Annotated in this window: 11 protein-coding genes; all 11 read left to right on the forward strand. The window is 45.6% G+C overall.

Annotation, left to right across the window (positions count from 1 at the left end; translation table 11 throughout):
- The first annotated feature begins 15 nt into the window (after positions 1–15).
- The 11 genes from HUU10_08820 (at position 16) to HUU10_08870 (ending at position 12568) form a co-directional block, all read left to right on the forward strand.
- Positions 16–3438: a T9SS type A sorting domain-containing protein gene (locus tag HUU10_08820; protein NUQ81697.1), complete on the forward strand. Its 3423-nt coding sequence runs from the start codon at positions 16–18 to the stop codon at positions 3436–3438.
- A gap of 20 nt (positions 3439–3458) precedes the next feature.
- Positions 3459–4496: a PorV/PorQ family protein gene (locus tag HUU10_08825; protein ID NUQ81698.1), complete on the forward strand. Its 1038-nt coding sequence runs from the start codon at positions 3459–3461 to the stop codon at positions 4494–4496.
- A gap of 91 nt (positions 4497–4587) precedes the next feature.
- Complete coding sequence (locus tag HUU10_08830) at positions 4588–5889, forward strand: GWxTD domain-containing protein (protein NUQ81699.1); 1302 nt, start codon at positions 4588–4590, stop codon at positions 5887–5889.
- Positions 5890–5938: 49 nt separating this feature from the next.
- The gene (locus HUU10_08835; protein NUQ81700.1) at positions 5939–7171 is read left to right on the forward strand and encodes a GWxTD domain-containing protein; all 1233 of its coding nucleotides are present in this window, start codon (positions 5939–5941) and stop codon (positions 7169–7171) included.
- A gap of 19 nt (positions 7172–7190) precedes the next feature.
- Positions 7191–8105: a lysophospholipid acyltransferase family protein gene (locus HUU10_08840; protein ID NUQ81701.1), complete on the forward strand. Its 915-nt coding sequence runs from the start codon at positions 7191–7193 to the stop codon at positions 8103–8105.
- Positions 8106–8166: 61 nt separating this feature from the next.
- A complete protein-coding gene (locus HUU10_08845; protein ID NUQ81702.1) occupies positions 8167–9315 on the forward strand; it encodes a DUF3108 domain-containing protein in 1149 nt (382 codons plus the stop codon).
- Positions 9315–10214 (forward strand): CPBP family intramembrane metalloprotease, encoded by a 900-nt coding sequence (locus HUU10_08850; GenBank protein ID NUQ81703.1) that lies wholly within the window; start codon positions 9315–9317, stop codon positions 10212–10214. Before HUU10_08845 ends, HUU10_08850 begins: the two co-directional genes overlap by 1 nt.
- Positions 10215–10222: 8 nt before the next feature.
- On the forward strand, positions 10223–10768 hold the full coding sequence (locus HUU10_08855; GenBank protein NUQ81704.1) for a DUF2007 domain-containing protein: 546 nt from the start codon (positions 10223–10225) through the stop codon (positions 10766–10768).
- 4 nt (positions 10769–10772) lie between these two features.
- Positions 10773–11609, forward strand: coding sequence for a phosphatidate cytidylyltransferase (locus tag HUU10_08860; GenBank protein ID NUQ81705.1), 837 nt, complete (start codon positions 10773–10775; stop codon positions 11607–11609).
- Between the two features lie 3 nt (positions 11610–11612).
- On the forward strand, positions 11613–12146 hold the full coding sequence (locus HUU10_08865; GenBank protein NUQ81706.1) for a chemotaxis protein CheW: 534 nt from the start codon (positions 11613–11615) through the stop codon (positions 12144–12146).
- Positions 12143–12568: a hypothetical protein gene (locus tag HUU10_08870; protein ID NUQ81707.1), complete on the forward strand. Its 426-nt coding sequence runs from the start codon at positions 12143–12145 to the stop codon at positions 12566–12568. The genes HUU10_08865 and HUU10_08870 overlap by 4 nt, the downstream gene beginning before the upstream one ends.
- Positions 12569–12585: the final 17 nt, after the last annotated feature.

Raw genomic sequence — 12585 nt, forward strand, 5'->3', positions numbered from 1 at the left:
ATAACGTTTCAGACAATGAAAAAACTGACTGCAGGGCTGTTGTTACTGGCTCTTGCAATCAGTTCTTCGGTTGCGGGGGTTAAACCCGACACAAAAACAACCAAGGGGATTAAAAAACAATCTGCCTTTGTTGATTTTAACTATCTGGATATCAATAATATCCTTATCTATTTCGAGAATACAGGAAACATTCAGGATCCATCCGGAAACTGGTCCATTGAATATCCGAAGGGATCGGGAAAACACCCGATCTTCGCTGCCGGATTTACCTTCAGTGGGTACATTGACGGAGATCTGAGCACCGCCTGGATGGCTTCTGCTTCACGGATTGAAGAATGGCAGCCCGGCAATATCGTGAACGGAGTTCCTGCAGACCCAAATAATCCACGGTTTAAAGTGTATAAATACACCCGAGGTGACAGCCCTAGTGCCAATACTGATATTATCAATTGGCCGGCTGATATGGGAGCCCCCTTTGTAACAAAGGATGGTGTCGAATACCCGAATGGCAACACTCCAACGAAAACATATGATCCTGCCAACGGAGATTTACCTCTGTTACGGGGTGATCAGATGTTGTGGTACGTGATTAATGATGGGATCATTCCGGCCAATCGTCTGCGGGGTTCAAAGCAATTCGGCCTGGAAGCACAGGTAAATGCCTTTTCCTTTGCTGTTCAGAACGAATTGGGTAATGTGGCTTATGTCATTTATAAATTTATCAACAAGGGATCTTTTCCTATTGAGCGTGCCATTTTCTCTGTTTGGTCAGACCCGGATCTTGGTGACTCAGAGGATGACCTGGTTGGTGTAGATACTACCCGTATAGACCGTAAGGGGCTACCAAATAACCTGACCGGAATTCCACGTTCACTTGCTTACTGTTACAATGCGTCGAACAATGATGCAACCTACGGAGCGGCCCCTCCTGCCTCTGGCTATGACTTTTTCCTTGGTCCACAGATTGAAACCGGGGTTTCGACTGATACTGCCTTTGTTCTCGGAAGGCCTAAAGTCGGGTTCAAGGAACTGGTTATGGATTCCTTTGTGAAATATGTACGGGGTGACCCCACCCTGCCTGATCCAGGTACCATTGATGAAGCCCGTTACTACCAGGAGGGATATAAATTCAATGGTGCTCCCTTTAATCCTTTGTCGGAAGGGGCTGGCGGAACCGCTACAGATAATCCGAGGATTGTGCACCCGGGGTATCCAGAATTGGGAACCGGCTGGCGCGATGTTAACGGTGGTGACAAACGGATGATGATCAATACCAAACAATTTACCATTGCACCTGGTGACACGCAGATTGTGGTGGTTGGTTACATGGTTGGTCAGGGATCAGACAATTTCAATTCTGTTGCCAAACTCCGTGTGGTTGATGATTTCGCTCAAAAGGTATTTAACGCCAATTTCAAGGTTGCCGGTCCTCCTCCTGCACCAAAGGAAGGCTTGATCCGCACGGATGATAAAGGCGGACTTAATATTACATTTAAGTCCAAAGAATCCTTTACCGATGTACAGAAGGATGACCTGAACAACAAGAAATTGTTTAAGGGATATAACATTTATCAATATCTGACCAATTCAACAGCGGACGAAATTGACGGTGTGGCCAATAAAAAATTGTTGGCCAGCATTTCCCGTGCTGATGGATATAACATGGTTTACAAAAAATCAGCTGATGGGTTGACCCAAAACCTGGTTTATGAAACCAAGACCACATTTGATAATGATTCAGATTACAGCAATGATGAATCTTATTTTACCTACAACGTTCCTGTTGATGCGTTTACAAACTTCCCGTTTATTGATGGGGAAGATTATTTCTTTGGCGTTTCCTCTTTCAACATTGAAGTAAATTACATGGACACCTTGCTGAATAAGGATGGCCTTGTGATTGGATACAGCGGACCAGATCCGATCAGCGAGTCGATTGCCAGTTTCATCCCAATAACCTACCGGTCTACTGTCCGGGAACCATATATCATTGGTGCCAGTCAGAGCGCTGCCAGTTATGGCGGAAAATATGTAAAGAAGACCCAGGGATCGGGTGATGGACCAGTTGTGGTTGATGTGGTTAATCAAAATGCTGTTGTCGATGGAGCAGCTTACGAAGTTGAATTCTTCTATCCAAACAAAACGGATCTGGCTTATCGTATCAAGAGAAAAGCGGACACTGTTGCACCTGCAAACCTTGATACCTTGCTGCAGTACTCTACCAATTTGATCAATCCTGTTATAGACGGATTGTCAATCCGGGTGGGTGAAGCAACAGCAAGTGTTACACAGGTAGATAATTCAGGGGCAACCTGGGTTGGAAAGTCGGCTATCAGAACCAAGAATGGTGCCGATCATACCACATTGTCTTCAAAGAATGTATCCGGTGGATTTATCAAGGATGATCCTCTGACGGCCGGGTTGGATAAGCAGGTTCTTTCTCCTGCCAAATCCTCCATGGTTCGTGAAATTGAAATTGAATTCAATAAAGCGGCCCCTTCAAAAGCCTATCGGTATATCTCTGGTGTTAGACCTCCTGTAGGAAGTTTTGCCAGACCATATATGCCAAAACATGTGGCCTCCAATTTTTCCACGACCACTGATTCCATTGTCTGGGGCGGCTATCTGGCACAGAACACCACAGATCTGCCTTCAGCAGGAAGAATACGGGCCACCAGAAAACCTGGTGTCGGTGTAATTGATTTGCCTATCATTGCATGGGACAAGTCATATGGTCAGAATCGACGGCTGAAGGTTGCACTTGTGGAATCGTTTATTCCAGTCCCGGGAAATCCGGCTACTTCTAATCTCCATGTAAATGGCAGATGGAACGGAACCGCTTCTGCACGTGAGACGATTCTGATATCGGGAGAGGATTATGATCCGAATCTGATTGACGTGAAGGATTCAACGTTGCTTGATCCTTACATGTTCACCTTGGTTCAAAAGGGTGAATTCAAGAATCCCTGGATTCTTGCCTGGGAACCGGTCGGAGATACCCTCCAAATGGTGGATGGTCAAAAAATCACTCTGAAGACATCTGCATGGACTTCCGGAGATGAATTTGAAATTTCCGGATTTACTTCTGCAGATAAGTACTATGCAGAGAATCGCGGAAATGCGTTTGACAAACTGACTATTTATCCGAATCCCTATATGGGCGATAATCCGCAGGAAATCAGTGCCAATTCACGATTTGTTACCTTGCTGGGGATGCCAAAAGTGGCCACCGTCCGTATCTACAATCTTGCCGGGGAACTGGTCAGGAAAATTGAGAAGGACGATCCGTTTGCCATGCTCCGCTGGGATCTGAAGAATACCACTGGTCTGAACGTTGCATCGGGTGTTTATCTGATTAACATTGATGCACCGGGTGTAGGTAACAAGACACTAAAGTTTGCTCTGGTTCAACGCCAGGAGCGGATTGAAATCTTCTAATTGACGGGAGACAATAACGCATGAAAAAGACAATCTATATCGTTGGAATGGTTGCTGTCCTTGGGATGGCAACCTCCCTCCCGGTTCAGGCAGGGAATAAAGACCGTGTCGGTACAGCCGGAGCAACAGAGATAATGATACCCGTCAGTGCACGGAATCTTGCTCTGAGTAATTCATTCACTGCTAATCTGAGTGGAATTGATGGGGTAACCCTTAATCCTGCATCGGTTGGTCTGATGCCGAAAAACGAGGTGTATTTCAGTAATATGAAGTACCTTGCAGATATCAACGTCTACTATTTCGGTGCAGGTATCAATGCCGGCGATGTGGGAAATTTTGGTTTCACCATTAAAAGTCTCGATTTCGGTGAAATTACAAAAACCACAACCACCAACCCATATGGGACCGGTGAAACCTTTTCGCCCACATTTGTCACATTGGGTCTAACCTATGCAAAGGAACTGACTGAATACATACAGTTCGGAACCACTGTTAAGGTTATTCATGAGAGCATTTCAAATGCATCTGCAACCGGTGTTGGCGTGGATGTCGGGTTTCAATACTCAGGTTCGGGGGTTATACCCGGATTGAATTTTGGAATCGTTGTAAAGGATATCGGTCTGACCAAGATGGTATTTGAAGGCCAGGGTCTTACCAACGCAGATTCGCGGGCAAACGGTGCTCCTCCCTCGGCAGGGAAGAAAAAGTATGTGACGCCTTCCGAGCCCTTCGACATTCCGTCGTCATTCGAGTTCGGTGTATCCTACAAACTGGATATGTCGGATCTGATGAGTCTGAATATGGGATCCAATTATGTGAACAGAAACATTTCCTATGATCTGTACAATTTTGGTGGTGAGCTCAGCTACAACAACCTGGTGTACATCCGCGGGGGATACAGTTATGCAGTAGATGCAACTGATACTCCTTTTGGAGCGACATTCGGAGTTGGCCTCAACTATAATCTAGGCTTTGATATCACTTTTGATTATGGTTACCGGGCAGTTGAGTATTTCGGTGACGCCAATCAGTTAGTATCCGTCAAGATCGGAATCTGATTTTAACTTCAAATCTGGTTTCCTGTTTCCGTAGTTTCCTTTCATCAGACACCTGAAAGAAAGGTCAGCGGGAGCAGGAAACTTTTTTATTATGAAAACACTTATCCTCTCCTTCCTTCTCCTTTCCTCATTTACCATACATGCCCAGGATCCTCTGATAATTCCTTCTCATCAGTTTGTAGAACTGAGGGGTGATTCGGCCGATGTTGTTTCAACTGATCTGATTTATTTTCCAGTAAAACAGATCGTGAATCTTCAATACCAATGGGGAGTGGTACTCGGAGGAGGTCCAGAGGAACCGTTGGTTTCCACGGCGCTTCAGTTTAACCCTGGCGAAGATTGGATTGAAGTGTCAAATAAAAAAACCATCAAGGTTTTTAATCAGGGAAACCAATCCACATCTGGTGAATTCAAACGCTTACTTACCTATAATGACCAGACAATTCAGTCTGGTCAGTCTTTTAAAGCTGTTCAATCGGACCTTGGAACCGTAATCTACAGCACTGTAGCCGCAATAAAAGATACACGGGGTGGAATAATAAGAGTCCATAAACCTCTTTTCGAAACGGCCTCAGATTCTATTCTTCTTACTATACAACTCTTTCTGCCCAAAAAATTTATTGGTACCAAACTGACTCTTGGCTGGAGCCTGGATTTATCAGAGGAAGCAACACTAAGCAAGAGAAGTCAGTTTACCCCATCTTCAACGTCACCAGGTTTTGATGTGCCGATTGGTCGATTGCCCGGAACATTTAAGAATGGCGGCCGGGCCACCATCAGTTTTGATATTTATAACGAAAAACGGGAAGTCCTGTTCAGTGGTGTATCCTCTGATATTTTTATTAAAGGAACTGTCTCCGCTGAACCCACTCTCCGGAATACAGAAGATCCATTCTACCTGACCACTTATTCGACTACAGAACTATCGGAATTACTGGAGGTTTCCTCCTTGTTCGAAACCGCTGATGAGAGGAGAATCAGAAAAGGACTGATCAACAGAACCGATCAGCTTGCCTTTTTGAACAGATTCTGGACCATCAGAGAACAGAAAGAAGATCAATGGCTTCCTACTTTTCATGAGCTGAGAGATCGGATCAGCATTGCCAGAACCTCTAAGTTTGAGTACCTCGGAACCCCCTTTTACCAAACGGACAGAGGCCGGATTCTGTTGATTTATGGAATACCTGATCAAATTGAAAAGGTCCCCTTTGAATATAAAACTGTTGATATTGAACTATGGCAATACCATTCCATTGAAAATGGTGTTGAGTTCATTTTTATTGACATTAACCGAAATAAAGAGTTCAGACTTGTACACAGTACCAAAAACGGGGAAGTTTATAATCCCGACTATGATGAAGATTTTAAAAGGGAAAAACAAAGAGTTAATTAGGTCTTCACGGTTAATCCTTTTAACACTTAGTGGACTTTTTACCTTCGCGTTGCCGTGCTTCAGTCAACCTGCTACCAGCTATGATGTACAACTGATCAGAATCCCACAGTCCTGGACCGATTCAACACGTACTGATCAATTAATTGTCACCGTCCAATCCTACCAGCAGATTGATACTTTATTTATTTCAGGAAGCAGTGACCGGATAGCTGCGCAGGTTATTTACAGGATTCCGCTTCAATCCGATAAAGTATTTTCATCTTATAAAAGTCTGATTACTTTAAAAAACACAGATAGTCTGCATGTGTCTTCTGCCAGTGGCCGGAATATCAGACTATTTTATTACAAAGTTCCCATCAGCAGAAACCCATACGGTGATGTGGCCGTCCCCATTTCTATGAGAATGCTCAGAGCAGACTTACGCGTCAGCAAACTGCCGTCCAATCATTTCAGCAAGGAGGATACCGTCTTATTTGAGTATGTTATCCGGTTACCCGATTCTTTAAAAAATGACAGGTACGGCTATCAGTTACTGATTCAGTCTTCACTTGCAGATACCATTGTTCATACATTTAAACATTTGCAGGAGGGTGGATTTTTGACCATTTCCGGACAGGTACCAGCGCTAAGGTTTGGTTCAGGGCGCCATGTTATCCAGACCCAATTGTACCGGAATAATGTGGGATTTACTGCGGTTTCATCACTGCCGTTTTTTGTTCTTTTGTCGCCTTCGGACAGTACTACTTATGCCCGGCGAAACCCCGGGGTAAACACTCAGAGCAGTTTGTTTTCTTCCTACAGTGAAAATGAGTTGGATTTGCTGTTTGACCAGGCACAATATATTGCTCTGCCGGATGAAATTACCCTTTACAGACGACTTACCAGTCTGAGTCAGAAACAAGCCTTTATGGAGACTTTCTGGAGTAACCGTGCCACCGATCCATCGAATAATCTGATCAGTTACACCGAAAAGGTTACCTATGCGAACAAAGTGTACCGGGGTGGTGGAAAAGAAGGGTACCTGACCGACCGGGGAAAGGTATACCTGAAATACGGTTCCTGTGATGACATCTATGTTTCGACCTCTGAAGTCAATGTAAAACCATTCGAGGTATGGTACTACCCTGAAGTAAAGGGACAGTCGAGTGTTTATTTCTATTTCGTGGATTTATCGGGATATGGAAATTATCAGTTGATCCATTCCACTGCCAGAGATGAAGTCTATAACCTTCAATACCTGATCAGACTTGGTATTAATCCCTCCAATTACCGCGAACAATAAGTCTGTTCTATTCTGAACCATGCTTTTTGATCTGATTTCCCCAGCCTTTTCCGGAATGAGTGCCGTGGAACGGCTGGCCACCGGCCAGAGGATCGGGCAGTTTATTTATCACCTGTTTCCCTACCGTCGGAAGGTTATACGGAAAAATCTGGAAAACTATTTCCGGTTTTTCGATCTGGATTCTTCTGTAAGTGAGGAGATCATCAGGAAAAATTATGAACACATGGGTTGTCTCTTTGTTGAGAACTTCTGGATGAAGGGCGTCCGGCCTGATCAACTGACCGGCTCGGTTACAATCGACAACCCCGATGGTGAATCATGGAAATACCTTCAATCGCGCCAACCGGCCATTCTTGCACTTGGACACATCGGGAATTGGGAATTTATTGTGAGCACCATCCGGCATCTGACCGGACATCCGGTTTATTTCATCAGTAAAAAAATCAAAAGTCGTTCGGTTAACCGGTTTATGCATCAGCTCAGGCAACAGTCGGGGAACCGGATGATCATGCCCGAACAAGCCCGTGAAATCCTGTATCCGGAATTGGAGAGGGGTGAGAGTCTGGGATTGGCCGCCGACCAATCTGCGCCGACAGACAGTTACTGGGATTTCTTTCTTGGCAAACCAGTTCCTGTGTTTCTGGGACCGGCCACTTTTTCAATCAGGTACCGGATTCCTATTATTTTTCTGGCCCCAATCAGAAATGAGGACGGCACATTTACCATTTACCATGAATTTATCCAGTCTGAAGACTTGTTTGACAAGCCTTCACCCCAAAACCGGTACCAACTGACCAGACGGTACCTGGCGATGGTAGAAAAGTACATCGGACTCTTTCCGGATCAGTATTACTGGATCCATAAACGCTGGAAACACACCCATCTGGCATCTGATTTTATGCCAAAATACCATCCGGAGCGTAAGGATTTCTGAATATTTAGGGTAAGTTGATATAATTTTGTAACTTACCCCAAAGTTTCTGGAGTCTGGTCGTTTGTCTCGCTTTTTACCACAACTGGCATTCATTCTTTTCATTAACATCCTCTGGGGTTGTTCCCAGACACCCTCTATCACCCTTGAACGTCCCCCTGATCCGGTTACCCCTGATACCCTGGCGTTCGATAACCCTGTTGTGAATGATACACTGGCCTTGCGCCCTTTTGACACAACCGCGGCGATTGTATTGGATTCGGCTCTTTACCTGGAAGAGGATCCTGTGATCGGAGCTTCTTCTGATACAACAGATACCGTTGCCGTTCTGGTGGCGGAAGTTCCTGTTCCATCGGAACCCATACCGGTCGTTCAGCCTGAAGTTCCCGGTGATAAACCTGTTCCTGACATTCCTGTTAAACCTTCCAGACCAGTGGCTTCAACAGGATCCCGTGGTTCGGTAAAGGCAGAACCTGTCAAGCCCAAGGAACCGGAATTTAATTACCGTAATCTGAATAAGAATGCTTACAGAACGGGAGAAAAGCTGACTTTTGATATCCGTTATGGATTGATAGTGGCGGGTATCGGAACCATGTCGGTTGATAAGGAATTCGATTATAAAAACAGGGAAGTCCAGCGAGTCTTTTTCGAGGCCAAATCGACCCCATCCTTTTCATGGATTTACAAGGTCCAGAATCAATACATCTCCTATCTGGATAAATATGGGATTTATCCATGGAAGTACATTCAGAAGACCCGGGAAGGTTCCTACAAACGGGATATAGAGGTTGAATTTGATCAGGTAAGAGGGTTGGCGTTTGAAAAAAGCAAACAATACAGCATTCCACCCTACACACACGATATCATCAGTGCCTTTTTTTACTTCAGAAACCTGGACCTTAAATCGGCGAAGGCAGGCGATGTTATCAAGCTGAGTAACTATTCCAAAGGGAAAGTGTTTCCCCTTGATGTCATTATCAGAGGCTGGCAACGTATCACGGTCCCTGCAGGAACTTTTAATTGCGTGGTTCTTGAACCATTGGTCAAGGCTGGCGGCTTGTTTAAAAATGAAGGCACCCTCATGGTGTGGCTGACGAACGACGAGTATAAAATACCTGTCAAAGTCGAAACCAAGGTTCTGATCGGATCAATCAATGTGGAACTAGTAAAGGCTGAAGGGGTCAGCAGAATAATTCCTGCCAGGGTTAAATAATGGAAAACGAAACGGTTACGCGGGCTCAGGTGCCTGCTGAAGAATGGGGAGGGCTGGCAGATCAAAAGAAAGTCAGTCCTGTACTGCTGGGATTTCTGAGTCTGCCTCTCATCTTTCTTTTCTATCAGGGAATGGGTGCTATCCTGATGCTGATGGCGGGGATCCAGTCTCCGGCCGACCATGTAAACCTGACACGACTGATTCAGGGAGCATCTCAGGTCTTTTTTCTTGGAATACCGGTTCTTCTTCTGATTCTTTTACAGACCCGTCGATTGGCAGACTATACATTTTTAAATGGCCCGCTAAGTCTGAAACAGGTTATTCTGATCCCTTTTTCGGTGATTACCATTCAACCCTGCATCCAATGGATTGCCTATATGGAGCGTCAGATTCCATGGCCCTCAGCAATGACAGATTTCAGAGATCAGATGGAATCTCTTTTAAAAACCATGGTAACTGCGGATAGTCTTCCCGAGTTTGGACTGGTCCTGATTGTGGTGGCAGTTATTCCGGCCTTTATTGAGGAATTCTATTTCAGGGGATACCTGCTGCGCAATTTTTCAAGAGGCTATTCTGGCCTCACCCCTGTTCTTCTGACCGGGGTGTTGTTTGGATTATTTCATTTTAATCCGTTTCAACTGACTGGTTTGTTTCTTTTAGGAGTGTATTTTTCATTTATTGTATGGTGGACCCGCTCTCTCTGGGCGGGAATCCTTGCTCATTTCGTCAATAACGGTCTGGCCGTGACTATGGTATTTCTGGCCGGGAACGGCTCTCTGGACATCCCATTGGATGACCCGGATTATCAGCTTCCATGGCAAAGTGTGGTCTTTTCTGTCATCCTGTTTTCCGGGTGTGTATGGATGCTGGTGCGGCAACCCAAATCGGATACACAATAGGAGGCAATATGCATTACTGTCCATCATGCGGTTATGAATATGAACCGGAAGTCGATGACTGTCCGGATTGCCATACAGAACTCATTACTGAGGACCTCACCACCTGCCTTCATTGCGGAGAAAACACGCGTGATCACCAGATTTTCTGTGACCATTGCGGGAATTTTGTCAATGATGCAAGAAAACTTCAGTTTACGTTGCGCACCCAGGAACGGGATATCACCGGTGCGTGTGTGATTTGCGGTGTCTGGATCCATGAAGGTACCGGAGAGCAGGATGGTTATCGATGGTTTTGTGACCGTGATGACCACTACCAGGTTTATGAAGACTGGGTGGTCCTCCTGACCCTGAATGCTGAGTTTGAGGCGGGTATGTATCAGACCCAGTTGGAGTCCGCAGGAATTCCGGTACAATTGCTGAACCAGAAGGACAGCTCGTACATTACTTCATCGGGAGATTTGTCGCTGCTGAAAATAATGGTCCCCAAAGACCGTCTTGCCGATGCCTCAGAATTATTGACTCACATCAGAGAGGATCAGTCCCCAAACGATTAATCTTATGTCCAATACTGTTATTCGCGTTCTTACCTCATTGGTGGTTGGGCCGGTGGTACTGGCCGGCATTTATTTAGGCGGGTGGTGGCTCTTCCCGATTATTCTGCTGATCAGTGTGGTTGCCACCTGGGAACTTTTGCTCATGACACGAACCCGGGATTTCCATCCGAATCTGTGGTTTTCCATCGGTTTATCGGTACTCTATCCGGTATGTTTTATGAATGTTATTCCCAACGTTTCTTACTACCACATACTGGTCGGAAGCCTGTTTGTCATTCCGCTGGTTGAACTTTTCAGGAACAAACCGAACCCCACCATCAATATTGCCATTACCATTTTCGGGTCTTCTTACGTTGGAATTGGAATCGGATCCTTTCTGGGGATTCGTCAGATTATTGACAGCCCGGTGCTGGACCCAGCATTGGGGTGGTTGGGTCTGGCGGTTATTTTTTCGGTCTGGATGTGTGACACGTTTGCATTTTTCGGAGGGGTCAATTTCGGGCGTACCCCGCTGATGCCCAGAATCAGTCCGAAAAAGACCTGGGAAGGAACCCTTTCCGGATTTGTTGCGGCGGTGATTACCATGGTACTATTCGGTTGGCTGACCCCGATTGGAAACCTTCAAATCACCACCTTTGAACTGGTCATGATTGGTTCGGTAATTGGTGCGCTGGGTACGCTTGGCGATTTGGTTGAAAGTCTGATCAAACGGGATTTTGGTGTGAAGGATTCATCAAAAATCATTCCGGGTCATGGTGGTATGTTTGATCGCTTTGACAGCCTTATTCTGGTGGCACCGATTGTCTATCTCTATTTATTGGTAATGGTTTTTCCGGGGTGACCGATGTCAAAATCACAAAATCTTGATGACCTGATTTCGAGGCTGGAGGAAAAGGAGAAGGAAGCCTCCATCATCTATGCCGATGAAGAAACCGAGCAGATGGTGATTTTTCGGCTGGATGATTATCTGCTGGCTTTTCCGGGCCGGTCGGTGTTTGAAATCGCGACACTTGATCAGATTACCCGGATTCCCGGTCTTCCATCATTTTTCTCGGGACTGGTTACCTTAAGGGGAACGGTAGAGGCGGTCATCAATCTGAAAAAAATTCTGAATATTCCATTTGATTCACCGGTTTACGGAACAAGGATCCTGTTTTTACGGTACGATGATCACATTCTGGGGGCCCTGGCTGATTATGTACAGGATGTGATTGCCGTTCCGAAGAGCAATCTTCACGCTCCTCTTCAGACACTGGATGAGCATAAGGCAGAATTTGTGTTGGGTGAATTTGAGTACAGGGAACAACAGGTTGCCTTTCTGAATGCACAGAAGGTGTTTCAGAAAATCACCGATCTTACAAAAACCGGATCACTGTGATTTCCTTTTTGCTTTTCCGCGTAAATGAAAACCGGTTCGGAATCAACGGTGAACAGATTTACCGGATTGAGCGGTTCGATCCGGCTGCAGTTGAATACGGTCAGGAATCGCCGCTTTTTTACCGGGTCGGAGACTATGTGGTCAGTCTGGACTGGCTGACAACCGGCCAGGTGGTTCCCTCGTCACTTGACACCTTTTCGAGGCTGATACTTTACCGGTCGGCAAGTAAAATACGGGGTATTCCCGTTACTGAACTGGAACGGGTGATCAACGATCCGGAACTGAAATCCCTGGCCCTCGTTCCCTCCTTTTTCAGAATGGGCCGGACCTTATCCTGGGTCCGGTTGTTTTTTATGCATGATAAGGCCATTATACCGGTCGTGAATCCGGAACGACTGCAGGATTATTCCTCAAAAACCTAAACAGGTAACAGGTGTTC

Source organism: Bacteroidota bacterium (genome assembly GCA_013360915.1).
GTDB lineage: Bacteria > Bacteroidota > JABWAT01 > JABWAT01 > JABWAT01 > JABWAT01.